The sequence below is a fragment of the Streptomyces sp. NPDC104381 genome (assembly GCF_055583745.1).
Genome location: NZ_JBVJNK010000008.1, coordinates 337,081 through 355,030, shown reverse-complemented (window position 1 = coordinate 355,030; position 17,950 = coordinate 337,081). Strand labels below are relative to the sequence as shown.

Below are 17,950 nucleotides of genomic sequence, written 5' to 3'. Positions count from 1 at the left end.
CCGATCACGCCGGACGGCCCCGGACTCCGCGAGCAGTCGCGAGGTCCGGGGCCGTCCGGCGTGCGGGGGTGTCAGTCCTCCGGGGTCTCCTCGTCCGGCCCCGTGGACGGCGGATCCTCCGGCGTGGAGGAGCCCCCGTCGGTGTCCTTCGGCCGGCCCTTCTCCGGGCGCTGCGGCTTCGGTGGCCTCGTACGGCCGCCGGAGGTGTCCCGCAGATACGGCACGTCGCCGCTCTCCGTGGCGTGACCGCCCGGCGCCTGGCCGGGGCCGCCGACGTCCCGGCGCCTCAGATACCGCTCGAACTCACGGGCGATGGCCTCGCCGGACGCCTCGGGGAGCTCGGCGGTGTCCCGCGCCTCCTCCAGCGTCTGCACGTACTCCGCGACCTCGCTGTCCTCGGCGGCCAGCTGATCGACCCCGAGCTGCCAGGCGCGGGCGTCCTCGGGCAGCTCGCCCAGCGGGATCCGCAGACCGAGCAGATCCTCCAGGCGGTTCAGGAGAGCCAGCGTCGCCTTCGGGTTCGGCGGTTGCGACACGTAGTGCGGCACCGCGGCCCACAGGCTCACCGCGGGCACGCCGGCGTGCGTGCACGCCTCCTGGAGGATGCCCACGATGCCGGTCGGCCCCTCGTAACGGGTCTCCTCCAGGTCCATGGTCCGTGCCAGGTCGGGATCCGATGTGACCCCGCTGACCGGCACCGGCCTGGTGTGCGGGGTGTCGCCGAGCAGCGCCCCCAGGATGACGACCATCTCGACGCCCAGCTCATGGGCGAAGCCCAGGATCTCGTTGCAGTACGAACGCCAGCGCATGGAGGGTTCGATGCCACGGATCAGGACCAGGTCACGGGGCTTCTCGCCGCCGACCCTGACCACGGAGAGCCGCGTGGTGGGCCAGGTGATCCGGCGCGTCCCGCCCTCCATGAACACCGTGGGCCGGTTGACCTGGAAGTCGTAGTAGTCCTCGGCGTCGAGCGCCGCGAAGACCTCGCCCTTCCACTCCCGGTCCAGATGCGCGACCGCTGTGGAGGCGGCGTCACCGGCGTCGTTCCAGCCCTCGAACGCGGCCACCATGACCGGGTCGATCAGCTCGGGTACCCCCTCGAGCTCGATCACCCAGGCCTCCTTCCGAAGTTCCCTTGTGTACGGACCAACCTTACGGCTTCCGCCCTCTTCCGCCGCAGTCGTTTGCGCCCGGAGCTGAAGCGTGCCACCCCATGATTCATCCGAGCTGTCCTGGCCGGAAGTGAGCGGAAACTGATCAAACCTCGCCAGGAGGCTGGACCTCGGGACCTGCGGGAGGCTATACATCGGATGATCGTGCAGAGATCCGATGTTATTCCCCTGGGGGCGCACATGAGTCTGACCGTCATGGACCTCGAGGTCGACGACATCCGGTTCCCCACCTCGGAACAGCTGGACGGCTCGGACGCCATGAACCCCGATCCCGACTACTCCGCCGCCTACGTCGTCCTGCGGACGGACGGCGACGGTGCGGAGGGACACGGCTTCTGCTTCACCATCGGCCGCGGCAACGACGTCATGGCCGCCGCCATCGAAGGGCTCAGCTCCTTCGTGGTGGGCCGCCCCGCCCCGCGTACCGCCGCGGACCTCGCGGCCCTGTACCGCTCGCTCACGCACGACTCCCAGCTGCGCTGGCTCGGCCCCGAGAAGGGCGTGGCGCACATGGCCGCCGGAGCCGTCCTCAACGCGGCCTGGGACCTCGCGGCGAAGCTGGCGGGGAAGCCCGTCTGGGAGTTCCTCGCGGGGATGACCCCGGAGGAGCTCGTCTCCCTCGTCGACTTCCGCTACCTCACGGACGCCCTCACCCCGCAGGAGGCGCTCGGTATCCTGCGCGCCGCCGAGCCGGGCCGGGCCGAACGCACCGGACGGCTGCTGGCCGAGGGCTATCCGGCGTACACCACCTCGCCCGGCTGGCTGGGCTACGACGACGACAAGCTCGTACGCCTCGCCGAGGAGGCCGTCGCGGACGGCTTCACCCAGATCAAGCTGAAGGTCGGCGCCGACCTGGACGACGACGTCCGCAGACTCGCGCTCGCCCGCCGGGCCGTCGGCCCCGGCATCCGGATCGCCGTCGACGCCAACCAGCGCTGGGACGTGGCCGGGGCGGTGGAGTGGATGACCGCGCTCGCCCCGTACGACCCGTACTGGATCGAGGAACCGACCAGCCCCGACGACGTCCTCGGCCACGCCGCCGTGCGCGCCGGGCAGCCCGTCAAGGTCGCCACCGGCGAACACGCCGCCAACCGGGTCGTGTTCAAGCAGCTGCTCCAGGCCGGCGCGGTCGACTTCGTCCAGATCGACGCCGCCCGCGTCGCCGGGGTCAACGAGAACCTCGCGATCCTGCTGCTCGCCGCCAAGTACGGCGTGCCGGTCTGCCCGCACGCCGGGGGAGTCGGACTGTGCGAACTGGTCCAGCACCTCGCGATGTTCGACTACGTCGCGGTCTCCGGCAGCGTGGAGGACCGCGTCATCGAGTACGTCGACCATCTCCACGAACACTTCGCCGACCCGGCCGTCGTCGAGAACGGCCGCTACGTCGCCCCCCGCGAACCGGGCTTCTCGGCCCGGATGCTCCCCGCCTCGCTCGCCGGCCACCGCTACCCGCAGGGTCCCGACCGGCAGGCCCGCCGCACACCCGAGGAGACCGGCCGATGACCGTGACACAGGATTTCGACGGAATGTCCGCCCTGGTGACAGGAGGCGCCTCCGGTATCGGAGCCGCCGTGGCGGCCCTGCTGCTCGCCCGGGGGGCGCGTGTCGCCGTACTCGACCGCGACCCCGAGGGCGCCCCAGGGGGAACGCTCGCCCTGCGGGCCGACGTCACGGACGACGACGCCGTACGGGCGGCCGTCGAGCGGGCCGCCGCCGAGCTGGGCGGCCTGCACACCCTGGTCTCCAACGCGGGGATCGGCTCGATCGGCACGGTGGAGGACAACCCCGACGCGGAGTGGGCGCGCGTACTCGACATCAACGTGCTCGGCATGGTCCGCACCGCCCGCCACGCGCTGCCCCATCTGCGCCGTGCCGCCGCCGGACGCCCGGGGGCCGTGTCGGTCACCCAGACCTGTTCCATCGCCGCGACCGCCGGTCTGCCGCAGCGGGCGCTCTACAGCGCGAGCAAGGGAGCCGTGCTCGCCCTCACCCTCGCGATGGCCGCCGACCACGTCCGCGAAGGGATCAGGGTCAACTGCGTCAACCCCGGCACCGCGGACACCCCCTGGATCGGCCGGCTGCTCGACCGGGCCGACGACCCGGCCGCGGAGCGCGCCGCGCTCGACGCCCGCCAGCCCCTGGGGCGGCTGGTCTCCGCCGATGAGGTGGCCGCCGCCGTCGTCTACCTGGCGAGCCCGGCGGCCGCGTCCGTCACGGGCACCGCGCTCGCGGTCGACGGGGGGATGCAGGGCCTGCGGCTGCGTCCCGCCGACCCCTCGCGGGGCTGAACCGCCGCGCTCTCACAGGGTCGAGCGCAGCCAGGACTCCACACTCGCGATGTGCACCGTCGCCCAGGACCGGGCCGCCTCGGCGTCCCGGTCCCGCAGGGCGGCCAGGATCGCGCGGTGCTCGTGCAGGGTGCGGCTGACCGCGTCCTCCTGGGTCAGCCCGCGCCACACCCTGGCCCGGGTGGTCGGGCCGGACAGCCCGTCCAGCAGGGAGCAGAGCACCGAATTGCCCGAGGCCCGGACGATCCCGCGGTGGAACTCCAGATCGGCGGCGACCAGCGCCTCCACCGAGGGATCGGGCCCCAGCGCGTCCAGCTGGGCACCGAGCGCGTCCAGTTCCTCCTCCTCGATACGCGGTGCCGCCATCGCCGTGGCCGCCGGCTCCAGGATCCGGCGGACCGCGAAGAACTCCAGCACCGTGTCGTCGCGGTGGAAGTCCACCACGAAGCTGAGCGCCTCCAGGAGCAACTGCGGGTCCAGACTGGTGACGTAGGTGCCGTCGCCCTGACGGACGTCCAGGATCCGGATCAGCGACAGCGCACGCACCGCCTCGCGCAGCGAGTTGCGTGACAGACCCAGCTCCGCCGCGAGTTCGCTCTCCTTGGGGAGCCGGTCACCCGGGGCCAGGGCACCTGAGACGATCATTCCCTTGATTTTCTCGATCGCTTCGTCGGTGACGGCCATGTGGGGCCTCCTCGCGCACAAGACATCCGATGTATGGACATCATTATGCGGCCACCGGACGCGCCCACCGCCCCCTGCCCGTCACCTCAGTCCCAGAGGGTGGTGGGCGCCTCCCGCCGTACGACCGGCGCGATCTCCTCGGCGAACCGCTGGAGCGTCTCCAGCTGTTCGCCGTGCGGGAGCCCGAAGCCGTCCACGGTGATCGACTGGAGGTCGTGCCGGTACACCGCGTGGAAGCCGAGGATCTTGTCGATGATCTGCTGCGGGGACCCGATGAGCTGGGGCCCGTCGGCGATCGCGTCCTCGATCGTGCGGAACGGGGTGTTGTAGCCGGCCCTGCCCTCCAGGTGCGGCTTGAAGGTCTGGGCGACCTTGGCCTCGTACAGCTCCTTGTAGCGTCCGACGGCCCGCGCCGTGGTGTCCGCGATCAGCAGGCCCCCCGACCCCGCCGCCACCCGGGCGTCCGCCGGGTCGTGCCCGTACGCCTCGAACCGCTCGCGGTAGTGGGCGATCAGCCGCGCGTAAGCCTCGCGGGGCTGGATCGCGTTGGCCGTGAACAGCGGGTCGCCGTGCCGGGCCGCCAGCTCGGGGGAGTTGAGGCTGGTCGCCGAGCCGTGCCAGACGCGCGGGGGACCGGCGTACGGACGCGGCACGGTCGTCACGTCCTTCAGCGGCGGACGGAACTCGCCCTCCCAGTCGACCCCCTCCTCGCTCCACAGCCGCCGCAGCAGCTCGTACTTCTCCTTCTGCAGGTCCCACTGCCGCTCCTCGTCCAGCCCGAACAGGCTGAAGTGACCGGCCTCCGCGCCCTTCCCCACGACGAGCTCCAGCCGGCCGCGCGCGATCTGGTCCAGCGTCGCGAACTCCTCCGCCACCCGCACCGGATCGAGGATCGCGACGACCGTGACCCCGGTGAGCAGCCGGATGGTGGAGGTCCTCGCGGCCAGCGCGCCCAGGACCACGCCCGGGCTGGACGAGAGGAACGGCCCGGCGTGCCGCTCCCCGATCGCGTACGCGTCGAAGCCGAGCCGCTCCGCCGCCGCACCGGTCTCCAGCACCTCGCCGAACCGGTCGGCGGCCGAGGGGAGTTCACCGGTCAACGGATGCGGGGCGTGCCCGACGAGGGAGAGTACGGAGAACTTCAAGGTGGCCTTCCTTCGGTGCGGGGCGGTGTGGTGGGCGTTACGCGGCGGCGAGACCGAGGTGGCCGCGCAGGGTCCGGGCCGTGTACCCGGTGCGGAAGAGCCCGCGCCGCTGGAGGACGGGCACCAGCCCGGCCACGATCGCGTCCAGGTCGTCGGGGAGCACCGCCGGCCGCAGCCGGAACCCGTCGGCGCCGCCGTCGAGGAACCACTCCTGGAGCAGGTCGGCCAGGCCCTCCGGAGTGCCGGTGAAGACGGCCGCGTCCGAGGTGAACGGTTCACCGGCGGCCTCCTCCAGACCGGCCAGCCGCGCCTCGGCCGCCTCCTTGCCGTCACCCAGGACGACGTTCAGGTCGGCGAAGACCCGCACCGCCCCGGGCGGCCGGCCCGCCTCCTCGCGCAGCGATTCGACCTCCTTGCGTACGGCGACCAGCCCCGCGGTGTCCGCCGGGGTCACGAAGACCACATCGCCGTGCGCGGCGGCCAGCCGGTAGGGGACCGTGGCGTGGGCGAGCAGCGCCAGCGGCGGCCTGCCCTGCGGCGCGGGCACGGAGTCCCAGGCGGCGGTCGCCTCGATCAGGAACTCACCGGCCCGCGCGAAGAGTTCGGCCACCCGCCGGTCGCCCTCGGGAGTGCCGAGGACCGTCAGCAGCCGTGCGTGCTCGGGGTTGCTCGTGGTGGCCCGGGGCCGCACCCCCGCCCGCCCCGCGCTCAGATGGTCCAGCGTCGCGATCCGCGTCGCCCAGGCGGTGGGGTCGCCCGTCGTCGGGCCCAGCGGGACCAGCCCGATCCGTTCGGTGACCTGCGCCGCCAGGGCGAGCAGCAGTGCGGAGTCGAGCCGCCCCGGGCCGTCCTCCACCGTGACGAAGTCGAGCAGTCCGGCCTCGGCGCCGCGCACCAGCCGGGCGTACGCGTCGGGCGTGAAGGGCCTGGAGGGCGCGGCCGGATGCGAACCGTCGCCGTTCAGGGCCACTGACAGATGGAATCCCCGGTGTTCGGACATCCCTCCACTGTCCCCGCGTCGTATTGCACCCGTATGGCGGGCACATGGCACGTCTCCCGGGCCGCGCATGCCGCAGGGGCGGCCTCCCCGACCGGGAGACCGCCCCTGCTGCCGTGTGCGCCGGCGCCGTCAGCGCCCGTCGGCCAGCATGTCCTCGACCCGGGCCCGGATGTCGTCCGTCGCCAGGCCCCGGATGGTCAGCGTCGTCCGGCGGCGCAGCACGTCGTCCGCCGTCTCGGCCCATTCGCGGTCGCGCGCGTAGGCCACCTGCGCCCAGATCTCCGGGGCGTCGGGGTGGATGCGCTCGGCCAGCGCCGGGTTCTCGTTCGCCAGGCGCGCGATGTCGAAGGAGAGCGAGCCGTAGTGGGTCGCGAGGTGCCGGGCCGTGTCGGCGGGCATCCGCGGCCCCGGCGTACCGCCGTCGACCAGCAGCCGGTGCGCGACCGCGTTCGGGTTGGCGATACCGGGCAGCGGCACCTTCTTCGGCAGCCGCGCCATCGGCTCCATGTCCTCGCCCAGCGGGTGCCCGGGCAGCTCGGCCAGCTTGTTCATCACCGTACGGCCGATGTGGCGGAACGTCGTCCACTTGCCGCCCGCCACCGACAGCATCCCGCCGCGGCCCTCCGTCACGACCGTCTCGCGCTTTGCCTTGGAGGTGTCGCCGGGCCCGCCGGGCAGCACCCGCAGCCCCGCGAAGGAGTACGTGATCAGATCGCGGGAGAGCTGCTGGTCCCGTACGGAGAACGCCGCCTCGTCGAGGATCTGCGCCGTGTCCTTCTCGGTGACCGCGACATCGGCCGGGTCGCCCTCGTACTCCTCGTCGGTCGTCCCGAGGAGCAGCATGTCCTCCCAGGGCAGGGCGAACGTGATCCGGTACTTGTCGATCGGGGTGGCCAGCGCCGCCTTCCACGGGCGGGTCCGCTTGAGGACCAGGTGGGCGCCCTTCGACAGGCGTATGGAAGGCGCGGCGGCCGGATCCTCCAGCTTCCGGAGGTGGTCGACCCAGGGGCCGGTCGCGTTCAGCACCAGGCGGGCGTTCACGCCGAACTCGGTGCCGTCCTGACGGTCCTCCAGCTCGGCTCCGGTGACGCGGCCCTCGGTGAACCGCAGCCCGGTCACCGCGGCGTGGTTGAGGACGACGGCCCCGGCGTCGACGGCCGCGCGGACCGTCATCAGCGCCATCCTGGCGTCGTTCATCTGGTCGTCGCCGTAGACCGCGACGGCCTTCAGGTTGTCCGTACGCAGCTCGGGTACGTCGCGCTGCGCCCTGGCCGGGCTGATCACGTGCCCGACGCCGTCACCGAACGCGGACAGCGCCGAGTAGGCGAACACGCCCGCGCCGAGCTTGGCGGCGCCGTGCGGCCCGCCCTTGTAGACGGGCAGGTAGAAGGTGAGCGGGTTCGCCAGGTGCGGGGCGACCTGACGGGAGACCGCGCGCCGCTCGAAGTGGTTCTCGGCGACCAGCTTCACCGCGCCGGTCTGGAGGTAGCGCAGACCGCCGTGGAGCAGCTTGGAGGAGGCCGAGGAGGTGGCGCCGGCGAAGTCGCCGGCGTCCACCAGGGCCACCCGCAGTCCGGACTGCGCGGCATGCCAGGCGGTGGAGATGCCCAGGATGCCGCCGCCGATCACCAGGAGGTCGTACGTCGCCTTGGACAGCTGCTCCCGGGTCTCGGCGCGGCTCGGGAGGGAGCCGGAGGCCGGATGCGTCCCGAGGGCGGGGACGCTCTGCAGGGTGGTCATGTCGATTGCTCCTCAGCTCTCTTCGTCCTCGATCCAGCCCATGGTCCGTTCGACGGCCTTGAGCCAGCTCTTGTACTCGCGGTCACGGGTGGCCGCGTCCATGCGGGGTGTCCACTCGGCGGCACGGCGCCAGTTGGCGCGCAGCGCGTCGGTGTCCGGCCAGAAGCCGACGGCGAGGCCGGCGGCGTAGGCCGCGCCGAGGCAGGTGGTCTCGGCGACCATCGGGCGCACCACGGGGGCGTCCAGGAAGTCGGAGAGCGTCTGCATCAGCAGGTTGTTGGAGGTCATTCCGCCGTCGACCTTGAGCGCGGTCAGCTCGACGCCGGAGTCCTTGGTCATGGCGTCGCTGATCTCGCGGGTCTGCCAGGCGGTGGCCTCGAGCACGGCCCGGGCGATGTGCGCCTTGGTCACGTAGCGGGTGAGACCCGCGATGACACCGCGGGCGTCGGGGCGCCAGTAGGGGGCGAACAGCCCGGAGAACGCGGGCACGAAGTACGCCCCGCCGTTGTCCTCGACGGAGGACGCCAGCGTCTCGATCTCGGCGGCGGACTTGATCAGCCCCATCTGGTCGCGCATCCACTGGACGAGCGATCCGGTGACGGCGATGGAGCCCTCCAGGGCGTACACCGCCTTCTGGTCCCCGATCCGGTAGCCGACGGTGGTCAGCAGCCCGTTGTACGAGTTCACCGGGGTGTCGCCGGTGTTCATCAGCATGAAGGTGCCGGTGCCGTACGTGGACTTGGCCTCGCCCTGGGCGAAACAGGTCTGGCCGAACAGCGCGGCCTGCTGGTCGCCGAGCGCGGAGGCCACCGGGACGCCGTCGAGGACGCCGCCCTTGGCCGCCCCGTACACCTCGGCGGAGGAGCGGATCTCCGGCAGCAGCGCCGACGGGATGTCGATCGACTGGAGGATCTTGTCGTCCCACTGCATCGTGTGCAGGTTCATCAGCAGGGTGCGCGAGGCGTTGGTGACGTCGGTGACGTGGACGCCGCCGTCGGTGCCGCCGGTGAGGTTCCAGATGACCCAGGAGTCCATCGTCCCGAAGAGGATGTCGCCGCGCTCGGCTCGCTCACGCAGCCCCTCGACGTTGTCGAGCAGCCAGCGGACCTTGGGTCCGGCGAAGTACGACGCGAGCGGCAGCCCGGTCTCGCGGCGGAAGCGGTCCTGGCCCACGTTGCGGCCGAGCTCCTTGCAGAGCGCGTCGGTGCGGGTGTCCTGCCAGACGAGGGCGTTGTAGACCGGCTCACCGGTGTGCCTGTCCCAGAGCAGGGTGGTCTCGCGCTGGTTGGTGATGCCGATCGCCTTGACGTCGGCGGAGGTGATCCCGGCCTTGACGACGGCCCCGGCGACGACCTCCTGGACGTTCTCCCAGATCTCCTTGGCGTCGTGTTCGACCCAGCCCGGCTTCGGGAAGATCTGCTCGTGTTCCTTCTGGTCGACGGAGACGATCCGGCCGTCCTTGTCGAAGACGATGCAGCGGCTGGACGTGGTGCCCTGGTCGATGGCCGCGATGAACGGCCCGGTGGTGTGTGCGTCGGTCACGGTTGGCTCCCGGAAGTCTGTGTGGTCTGGAGGGTCGGGCTCAGGCGAAGGCGAGGTTGTAGAGCCCACCGGCGAGTGCGCCCCCGATGAGCGGTCCTACCACCGGTACCCAGGCGTAGCCCCAGTCCGACCCGCCCTTGTTGGGCAGCGGCAGCAGCGCGTGCACGATGCGCGGACCGAGGTCGCGCACCGGGTTGATCGCGTAGCCGGTCGGACCGCCGAGCGACAGACCGATGCCGACGACCACCAGCGAGGTGATCAGGGCACCGAGCGCGCCGAGGCCGTTGCCCTCGTCGTTGAGGCCCTGGGTGAGGATCGCCAGGATCAGTACGAAGGTGGCGATGATCTCCGTGACCACGTTCTGCACCATGTGCCGGATCTCCGGGCCCGTGGTGAAGATGCCGAGCACGGGGCCGGCCTTCGGGGCGGTCGACTGGTCGACCATGCCCTCCTCGGCCGGCTGGTTCTCCACGATCCCGGGATCGGTGAGGTGGGCGTGGAACTGGCCGTAGTAGACGGCCCAGACCAGCACCGCGCCGATCATGGCGCCGAGCAGTTCGGAGGCGAGGTAGAGCGGCACGTCGCTCCACGCGGTGCCGCCCTGGATCGCGAGGCCGATCGTGACCGCGGGATTGAGGTGGGCGCCGGACACGCCGGAGGCGATGTAGGCGCCGGTCAGCACGGCGAAGCCCCACCCGAAGGTGATGGCCAGCCAGCCGGCGTTCTGCGCCTTGGAGCGCTTGAGCGTGACGGCGGCACAGACACCGCCGCCGAGCAGGATGAGTATGGCGGTACCGATGGTCTCGCCGATGAAGATGTCGGAGCTGGACACCCGCGACTCCTTTGTCCTTCGTCCAGGGGAAGGCGAAACACCGGGTCCCTCCGGTGGATCGCGCCCCAGGTGGGTACCCATCGAACACGGGTACGTCACCTGTAGGGCTTGACCGGCCCTCGGCACTGTCACACTCTAACGCGTATTGCCGTTAAGTGTTCGGCAATGCCGACCGGTGAGCGGCAATGTTTCTCCCCGTCGGGGGGTGCGTCAAGGGGTCTGTGATGTGCGACTCGATCGTTACCGACGCCGCGGGGGCCTCAGAAGCGTCCGGCGCCCAGGTCCCGGGAGACGGCGCGGGCGCAGTCCCGTACGGCGGCGACGAGCTCCGGCCGCAGCCGGCCGTCGGTGCACACGCGCTCCACGGCGCCCGTCACGGCCACCGCGCCGACCGGCATCCTGCGCCGGTCGTGGATGGGCGCGGCCACCGCGGCCACGCCCTCCCAGGTCTCCTCGACGTCGGCCGCCCAGCCCTGCGCCCGGATCAGGTCGAGCAGCTCCTCGAACTCCTCCTCGCCCGTGACGGTGCGGGGCGTGAACGAGCGCCGCTCCATCTCGGTGGCCTCGCTGTGCGCCACCGGGTCGTACGCGGACAGGACCTTGCCCAGGGCCGTGGAGTGCAGCGGCTGCATGGCGCCGACCTCCAGCACCTGGCGGCTGTCGTCGGGCCGGAAGACGTGGTGGATGACCAGCACCCCGTGCTGGTGCAGCACCCCGAGGTGGACGCTCTCGCCGCTGGAGCGGGCCAGGTCGTCGGTCCACACCAGCGCGCGGGCCCGCAGCTCGTGCACGTCGAGGTAGCTGTTGCCCAGGCGCAGCAGCTCGGCGCCCAGCTGGTAGCGGCCGGACGCGCTGTCCTGCTCGACGAAGCCCTCGTGCTGGAGGGTCCGCAGAATGCCGTGCGCGGTACCTTTGGCCAGGCCCAGGGACGACGAGATGTCGGACAGGCCGAGACGGCGCTCACCCCCCGCCAGCAGACGCAGCATCGCGGCTGCCCGCTCGAGCGACTGGATGTTCTTCGCCATCGCGCCGTACTCCTCCACCTCGGTTCGACAATGCTGAACACTATCGGTCGATGCCGACCTGTGTCCGGTGGCGCGAGAATTATGCGTCACTCCGTGTGCGGGCCCGTTCCCCGCACAGCATGCAGTCCGCGTCGTGGGACACGACGACCGGCCCGGGCGCCTCCCGGCTACGCTGGCCGCGTGCCCCCTCCGCAGAAGGGCGCAAAGCCGACAGCCGTCGCATCCCTGGGAGAACATCCATGGCCTCGTTGCCGACCCCCTCCGCTGACAGCCGGAACCGAGCCACAGCGCTCCGTGAGGCGCTCGCCACCCGGGTGGTGGTGGCCGACGGTGCCATGGGCACCATGCTCCAGGCCCAGGACCCCACCCTCGAGGACTTCGAGAACCTCGAAGGCTGCAACGAGATCCTGAACGTCACCCGCCCCGACATCGTCCGTTCGGTCCACGAGGAGTACTTCTCCGTCGGCGTGGACTGCGTGGAGACCAACACCTTCGGGGCCAACGCCTCCGCCCTGGGCGAGTACGACATCCCCGGCCGGATCCACGAGCTGTCCGAGTCCGGCGCGGCCATCGCCCGCGAGGTCGCCGACCGGTTCACCGAGTCCACCGGACAGCAGCGCTGGGTGCTCGGTTCCATCGGCCCCGGCACCAAGCTGCCCACCCTGGGCCACGCCCCGTACACGGTCCTGCGCGACGGCTTCCAGCAGAACGCCGAGGGCCTGATCGCCGGTGGCGCCGACGCGCTCATCATCGAGACCACGCAGGACCTCCTGCAGACCAAGGCCGCCGTGCTGGGCGCCCGGCGCGCCCTGGAGGCGATGGGCAGCGACCTGCTGGTCCTCTGCTCCCTGGCCTTCGAGACCACCGGCACCATGCTCCTCGGCTCCGAGATCGGCGCCGCGCTGACCGCGCTCGAACCGCTCGGCGTCGACATGATCGGCCTGAACTGCTCGACCGGCCCCGCCGAGATGAGCGAGCACCTGCGCTACCTCACGCGCCACTCCCGCATCCCGCTGCTCTGCATGCCGAACGCCGGGCTGCCCGTGCTCACCAAGGACGGCGCGCACTTCCCGCTCGACGCCGAGGGCCTGGCCGACGCCCAGGAGACCTTCGTCCAGGAGTACGGCCTCTCGCTCGTCGGCGGCTGCTGCGGTACGACGCCGGAACACCTGCGCCAGCTCGTGGACCGCGTCCGCGGCGCGGAGCCGGCGTCCCGCGCCCCGCGTCCCGAGCCGGGCGCCGCCTCGCTCTACCAGACCGTCCCGTTCCGCCAGGACACCTCGTACCTGGCGATCGGCGAGCGTACGAACGCCAACGGATCGAAGAAGTTCCGCGAGGCCATGCTCGACGCGCGCTGGGACGACTGCGTGGAGATGGCCCGCGACCAGATCCGCGAGGGCGCGCACATGCTCGACCTCTGCGTCGACTACGTCGGGCGCGACGGCGTCGCCGACATGGAGGAGCTGGCCGGCCGCTTCGCCACCGCCTCCACCCTGCCGATCGTCCTCGACTCCACCGAGGTGCCCGTCCTGCGCGCCGGTCTGGAGAAGCTGGGCGGCCGGGCCGTACTGAACTCCGTCAACTACGAGGACGGCGACGGCCCCGAGTCCCGCTTCGCCAAGGTCGCCGGGCTGGCCGCCGAACACGGCGCCGCGCTGATCGCGCTGACCATCGACGAGGAGGGCCAGGCCCGCACCGTCGAGCACAAGGTGGCCATCGCCGAGCGGCTCATCGAGGACCTCACCACCAACTGGGGCATCCACGAGTCGGACATCCTCATCGACTGTCTGACCTTCACCATCTGCACCGGCCAGGAGGAGTCCCGCAAGGACGGCATCGCCACCATCGGCGCCATCCGCGAGCTCAAGCGCCGACACCCCGACGTGCAGACCACGCTGGGCCTCTCCAACATCTCCTTCGGCCTCAACCCGGCCGCCCGCGTCGTCCTGAACTCCGTCTTCCTGGACGAGTGCGTGAAGGCCGGACTGGACTCCGCGATCGTGCACGCCTCCAAGATCCTGCCGATCGCCCGGCTGGAGGAGGAGCAGGTCAAGGTCGCCCTCGACCTGATCCACGACCGCCGGGAGGAGGGCTACGACCCGCTGCAGCGGCTCATGGAGCTCTTCGAGGGCGTCAACATGAAGTCCATGAAGCAGGGCAAGGCCGAGGAACTCCTCGCCCTGCCGCTGGACGAGCGGCTCCAGCGCCGCATCATCGACGGCGAGAAGAACGGCCTGGAGGTGGACCTCGACGAGGCGTTGCTGACCACGCCCGCCCTGGAGATCGTCAACGACACCCTGCTGGCCGGCATGAAGGTCGTCGGCGAGCTGTTCGGCTCCGGTCAGATGCAGCTGCCCTTCGTCCTCCAGTCCGCGGAGGTCATGAAGAGCGCGGTGGCCTACCTCGAACCGCACATGGAGAAGACCGACGACGACGGCAAGGGCACCATCGTGCTCGCCACCGTCCGCGGGGACGTCCACGACATCGGCAAGAACCTCGTCGACATCATCCTCTCCAACAACGGCTTCAACGTGGTCAACCTGGGCATCAAGCAGCCGGTCTCCGCGATCCTGGACGCCGCCGAGGAGCACCGCGCCGACGTCATCGGCATGTCGGGCCTCCTGGTGAAGTCCACCGTGATCATGAAGGAGAACCTGGAGGAGCTGAACCAGCGCAAGATGGCCGCCGACTACCCGGTGATCCTCGGCGGCGCCGCCCTGACCCGGGCCTACGTCGAACAGGACCTGCACGAGATCTACGAGGGCGAGGTCCGCTACGCCCGCGACGCGTTCGAGGGCCTGCGGCTGATGGACGCCCTGATCGCGGTCAAGCGCGGAGTCCCCGGCGCCGCCCTCCCCGAGCTGAAGCAGCGCAGGGTGCCCAAGCGGGACGCCCCCGTGGCCGAGGTCGTGGAGCCCGAGGACGGCGTGCGGTCCGACGTCTCGGTCACCAACCCGGTCCCGGAGCCGCCGTTCTGGGGCACCCGGGTCGTCAAGGGCATCCAGCTCAAGGAGTACGCGTCCTGGCTCGACGAGGGCGCGCTCTTCAAGGGGCAGTGGGGCCTCAAGCAGGCCCGCGCCGGCGACGGACCGACGTACGAGGAGCTCGTGGAGCGGGAGGGCCGCCCCCACCTGCGCGGCTGGCTCGACAAGCTGCACACCGAGAACCTCCTGGAAGCCGCCGTCGTCTACGGCTACTTCCCCTGCGTCTCCAAGGGCGACGACCTGATCCTGCTGCACGAGGACGGCTCGGAGCGCACCCGCTTCACCTTCCCGCGCCAGCGCCGCGGCCGCCGCCTCTGCCTCGCGGACTTCTTCCGCCCCGAGGAGTCGGGGGAGACCGACGTGATCGGCCTCCAGGTCGTCACCGTCGGCTCGAAGATCGGTGGAGCCACCGCCGAGCTCTTCGAGTCGAACTCCTACCGCGACTACCTGGAGCTGCACGGGCTGTCCGTACAGCTGGCCGAGGCGCTCGCCGAGTACTGGCACGCACGGGTCCGCAGCGAGCTCGGCTTCGCCGGCGAGGACCCGTCCGACGTCGAGGACATGTTCGCGCTGAAGTACCGCGGGGCGCGCTTCTCGCTGGGTTACGGGGCCTGCCCCGACCTGGAGGACCGGGCGAAGATCGCCGAACTCCTGGAGCCCGAGCGGATCGGTGTGAAGCTCTCCGAGGAGTTCCAGCTGCACCCCGAGCAGTCCACCGACGCGATCGTCATCCACCACCCGGAGGCGAAGTACTTCAACGCGCGGTAAGGCGCCGTTCGACGCGCGGTGACGCTCCACTTCGCGCGCCGGACGCCCACGAGTCGTAGACTGGTCGGTCCAGTGCAGGCCGGTCGCCGTTCCCACCGGGAAGGCGGCCGGCCTTCTCGTCCCTCATGGACCCCATGGAGGTGTGCCGGATGACCAGTACGGTCCCCGCGTCCCTGACCCGTACGGCCGAAGGGTCGGCGCTGCAAGCCGTCCTTCTCGACATGGACGGCACACTGGTCGACACCGAAGGATTCTGGTGGGACGTGGAGGTCGAGGTCTTCGCCGATCTCGGTCACCGGCTGGAGACGGACTGGCGCGAGGTGGTCGTCGGCGGCCCGATGACCCGCAGCGCCGGCTATCTCATCGAGGTCACCGGCGCCGACATCGCGCTGGAGGAGCTCACCGTGCTGCTCAACGACCGCTTCGAGAAGCGCATCGGACGAGGTGTGCCGCTGATGCCCGGCGCCGCCCGGCTCCTCGCCGAGCTGTCCGCGCACGAGGTGCCCACCGCGCTGGTCTCCGCCTCGCACCGGCGCATCATCGACCGCGTCCTGGACTCGGTGGGCCGTCACCACTTCGCCCTCACGGTCGCGGGGGACGAGGTGACCCGTACGAAGCCCCACCCCGAGCCCTACCTCGCTGCGGCGGCCGGCTTCGGGGCGGACCCCTGGCGCTGCGCCGTCATCGAGGACACCGCCACGGGTGTCGCGGCGGCCGAGGCGGCGGGCTGCCGGGTCGTGGCCGTGCCGTCCGTGGCGCCGATCGCCCCCGCGCCGGGCAGGGCGGTCGTCTCCTCCCTGGAGCAGGTGGACCTCGCCTTCCTGCGCGGCCTGGTCGTCGATGAGTGACAGCTGATGCACCGAGGGTGTTCCGGCGGCACCCCGTGAATCAGGTCCATGTCAATACGGTCGCCCGGCCGGAGGCGTGACGTTCGTCACTCGACGTGACGATCGGGGGTTCCCGGGGCGGGTCCCCGTGTCCGTTTCGGGACCCCCTTACGTCCGTATTCCTGAAGCCGTGTACGAAACATTCCCGAGCGTGACGTGGACAACCCGTCATCGCCGATCACCCAGTGCATACGCGGCTGTTCGGCACCGGTCAAGCCCTTCTGCGACGCCTACTAATCTCGGTTTTCTCACATGCCGGAATGAGGGAGAACGTCCAGATGAACCGCAAGACGCTGGTGCTGCCGGCCGTGGTCGGCCTGCTCGCACCCGTGCTGGCCGCGTGCGGCGGGTCGGACGACGGGGGCGATGCCATCGTTGTCGGGACCACGGACCAGTTCATCGCCTCGAAGGACAACCCGGCCCCCCTCGACCCCGCCATCGGCTACGAGGCGGGCGTCTGGAACGTGCTGCGCCAGACCGTGCAGACCCTGACCCACATCCCGCGCGGTGGTGGCGCACCGGTGCCCGAGGCCGCCCAGAGCTGCTCCTTCACCGACACGGAGAACGAGAGCTACCGCTGCACGCTGCGCGACGGGCTCACCTTCGCCGACGGCACCCCCGTCACCCCGGAGGACGTGAAGTACTCCATCCAGCGGGTCCTCGACATCAAGGACGAGAGCGGCCCGGTCGGCCTCCTCGCCAACATCGACACGATCGAGACCAAGGGCGAGAACCAGGTGGTCTTCCACCTGAGCACCTCGGACGCGACGTTCCCCTACAAGCTGGCCACGCCCTCCGCCGGCATCGTCCAGAAGGACAAGTACCCGGCGAACAGCGCCCGCGAGGGCTTCCAGGTCGACGGCTCCGGCCCGTACACCATGAAGCCCGAGGTCAAGAACAACCAGATCGTCAAGGTGGTCTTCACCAGGAACCCGAAGTACAAGGGCGACCTGAAGATCAGCAACGAGAAGGTCGAGCTGGACCTCTTCCCCGACGCGGCGGCCATGGGCAAGGCGCTCGACGCCAAGAAGATCGACATGATGACCCGCACCATGTCGCCCGAGCAGGCCCAGAAGATGATCGCCGAGCCGGTGGACGGCTTCAAGCTCACCGAGATGCCCGGCCTCGCCATCAGCTACCTCGCCTTCAACACCGACGACCCGACGGTGAAGAACAAGGCCGTACGCCAGGCGATGGCACAGATCGTCGACCGCGGTGCCGTCGCCAGCAAGGTGTACGGCAGCACGGCCGAGCCGCTCTACTCGCTGATCCCGTCCGGCATCACCAGCCACACCAACTCCTTCTTCAACAAGTACGGGGAGCCCAGCGCCTCCGAGGCCGCGAAGATCCTGGAGAAGGCGGGCATCAGCACCCCGGTGAAGTTCACGCTGAACTACACGACCGACCACTACGGCCCCGCCACCAAGGCCGAGTTCGAGCTCCTGGCGAAGCAGCTCAACGACTCGAAGCTCTTCGACGTGGACATCAAGGGCACTCCGTGGGACAAGTACCGCCCGGCCCAGAAGAAGGGCGAGTACGCGGTCTACGGCATGGGCTGGTTCCCGGACTTCCCCGACGCGGACAACTACACGGCGCCGTTCCTCGACAAGAACAACTTCCTCAACTCGCCGTACGAGTCGACCGTCGCGCAGTCCACGCTCATCCCGCAGTCCCGCCGTGAGGCCGACCGCAGCGCCGCGACGCCGACCTTCGAGAAGCTCCAGGACATCGTTGCCAACGACGTCCCCGTGATCCCCGTCTGGCAGGGCAAGCAGTACGTCGCCTCGGTCGACGAGCTGACCGGTGTGGAATGGGCCGTCAACTCCTCCGCCGACCTCCAGCTCTGGGAGCTCGCACGCGGCGACGCCTGACACGGCAGCACG

The 17,950-nt window shown here is 70.8% G+C and carries 13 protein-coding genes; 5 read left to right on the top strand and 8 right to left on the bottom strand.

The annotated features are described in order from the left end of the window. Nucleotides 1–71: 71 nt before the first annotated feature. Nucleotides 72–1,112, bottom strand: a complete 1,041-nt coding sequence (locus ACZ607_RS28310; protein ID WP_469739069.1) for a PAC2 family protein — start codon at nucleotides 1,110–1,112, stop codon at nucleotides 72–74. Between the two features lie 240 nt (nucleotides 1,113–1,352). On the opposite strand from ACZ607_RS28310, the gene ACZ607_RS28305 reads away from it, so the two are divergent. Both ACZ607_RS28305 and ACZ607_RS28300 read left to right on the top strand, forming a co-directional pair. Beyond that, nucleotides 1,353–2,675: an enolase C-terminal domain-like protein gene (locus ACZ607_RS28305; protein WP_469739067.1), complete on the top strand. Its 1,323-nt coding sequence runs from the start codon at nucleotides 1,353–1,355 to the stop codon at nucleotides 2,673–2,675. Continuing rightward, entirely contained in the window at nucleotides 2,672–3,460 is a 789-nt protein-coding gene (locus ACZ607_RS28300; protein WP_469739065.1) for an SDR family NAD(P)-dependent oxidoreductase, read from the top strand. Before ACZ607_RS28305 ends, ACZ607_RS28300 begins: the two co-directional genes overlap by 4 nt. Before the next feature lie 12 nt (nucleotides 3,461–3,472). Here the strand turns inward: ACZ607_RS28300 and ACZ607_RS28295 are convergent, their stop codons facing one another. The 7 genes from ACZ607_RS28295 to ACZ607_RS28265 form a co-directional block, all read right to left on the bottom strand. Then, nucleotides 3,473–4,144: a FadR/GntR family transcriptional regulator gene (locus tag ACZ607_RS28295; RefSeq protein WP_469739063.1), complete on the bottom strand. Its 672-nt coding sequence runs from the start codon at nucleotides 4,142–4,144 to the stop codon at nucleotides 3,473–3,475. 86 nt (nucleotides 4,145–4,230) lie between these two features. Beyond that, complete coding sequence (locus tag ACZ607_RS28290; RefSeq protein WP_469739061.1) at nucleotides 4,231–5,289, bottom strand: LLM class flavin-dependent oxidoreductase; 1,059 nt, start codon at nucleotides 5,287–5,289, stop codon at nucleotides 4,231–4,233. Between the two features lie 37 nt (nucleotides 5,290–5,326). Next, nucleotides 5,327–6,289: an LLM class flavin-dependent oxidoreductase gene (locus ACZ607_RS28285; protein ID WP_469739059.1), complete on the bottom strand. Its 963-nt coding sequence runs from the start codon at nucleotides 6,287–6,289 to the stop codon at nucleotides 5,327–5,329. Between the two features lie 129 nt (nucleotides 6,290–6,418). Then, nucleotides 6,419–8,029: a glycerol-3-phosphate dehydrogenase/oxidase gene (locus tag ACZ607_RS28280; protein WP_469739057.1), complete on the bottom strand. Its 1,611-nt coding sequence runs from the start codon at nucleotides 8,027–8,029 to the stop codon at nucleotides 6,419–6,421. Nucleotides 8,030–8,041: 12 nt separating this feature from the next. Further along, nucleotides 8,042–9,571, bottom strand: coding sequence for a glycerol kinase GlpK (gene glpK / locus ACZ607_RS28275; RefSeq protein ID WP_469739055.1), 1,530 nt, complete (start codon nucleotides 9,569–9,571; stop codon nucleotides 8,042–8,044). 40 nt (nucleotides 9,572–9,611) lie between these two features. Then, nucleotides 9,612–10,403: an MIP/aquaporin family protein gene (locus ACZ607_RS28270; protein ID WP_469739053.1), complete on the bottom strand. Its 792-nt coding sequence runs from the start codon at nucleotides 10,401–10,403 to the stop codon at nucleotides 9,612–9,614. Nucleotides 10,404–10,663: 260 nt separating this feature from the next. Next, nucleotides 10,664–11,428 carry an IclR family transcriptional regulator gene (locus ACZ607_RS28265; RefSeq protein ID WP_469739051.1) on the bottom strand — a complete coding sequence of 255 codons (765 nt, stop codon included), beginning with the start codon at nucleotides 11,426–11,428 and terminating at the stop codon, nucleotides 10,664–10,666. Nucleotides 11,429–11,667: 239 nt separating this feature from the next. Between ACZ607_RS28265 and metH the strand changes: the two genes are divergently transcribed. The 3 genes from metH to ACZ607_RS28250 all read left to right on the top strand — a co-directional run bounded on the left by metH (nucleotide 11,668) and on the right by ACZ607_RS28250 (nucleotide 17,938). Next, the gene (gene metH / locus ACZ607_RS28260) at nucleotides 11,668–15,180 is read left to right on the top strand and encodes a methionine synthase (protein ID WP_469739048.1); all 3,513 of its coding nucleotides are present in this window, start codon (nucleotides 11,668–11,670) and stop codon (nucleotides 15,178–15,180) included. A 149-nt stretch (nucleotides 15,181–15,329) separates the two neighbouring features. Next, nucleotides 15,330–16,028 carry an HAD family hydrolase gene (locus tag ACZ607_RS28255; RefSeq protein WP_469739046.1) on the top strand — a complete coding sequence of 233 codons (699 nt, stop codon included), beginning with the start codon at nucleotides 15,330–15,332 and terminating at the stop codon, nucleotides 16,026–16,028. A 317-nt stretch (nucleotides 16,029–16,345) separates the two neighbouring features. Then, nucleotides 16,346–17,938, top strand: a complete 1,593-nt coding sequence (locus ACZ607_RS28250; RefSeq protein WP_469739044.1) for an ABC transporter substrate-binding protein — start codon at nucleotides 16,346–16,348, stop codon at nucleotides 17,936–17,938. Nucleotides 17,939–17,950 lie beyond the last annotated feature (12 nt).

Coding starts and splice junctions, on each gene's coding strand:
- ACZ607_RS28265 (WP_469739051.1), bottom strand. CDS start 11,428: ATGGCGAAGAACATCCAGTCGCTCGAGCGGGCAGCCGCGATGCTGCGT.
- metH (WP_469739048.1), top strand. CDS start 11,668: ATGGCCTCGTTGCCGACCCCCTCCGCTGACAGCCGGAACCGAGCCACA.
- ACZ607_RS28295 (WP_469739063.1), bottom strand. CDS start 4,144: ATGGCCGTCACCGACGAAGCGATCGAGAAAATCAAGGGAATGATCGTC.
- ACZ607_RS28255 (WP_469739046.1), top strand. CDS start 15,330: ATGACCAGTACGGTCCCCGCGTCCCTGACCCGTACGGCCGAAGGGTCG.
- ACZ607_RS28300 (WP_469739065.1), top strand. CDS start 2,672: ATGACCGTGACACAGGATTTCGACGGAATGTCCGCCCTGGTGACAGGA.
- ACZ607_RS28305 (WP_469739067.1), top strand. CDS start 1,353: ATGAGTCTGACCGTCATGGACCTCGAGGTCGACGACATCCGGTTCCCC.
- ACZ607_RS28280 (WP_469739057.1), bottom strand. CDS start 8,029: ATGACCACCCTGCAGAGCGTCCCCGCCCTCGGGACGCATCCGGCCTCC.
- ACZ607_RS28250 (WP_469739044.1), top strand. CDS start 16,346: ATGAACCGCAAGACGCTGGTGCTGCCGGCCGTGGTCGGCCTGCTCGCA.
- ACZ607_RS28285 (WP_469739059.1), bottom strand. CDS start 6,289: ATGTCCGAACACCGGGGATTCCATCTGTCAGTGGCCCTGAACGGCGAC.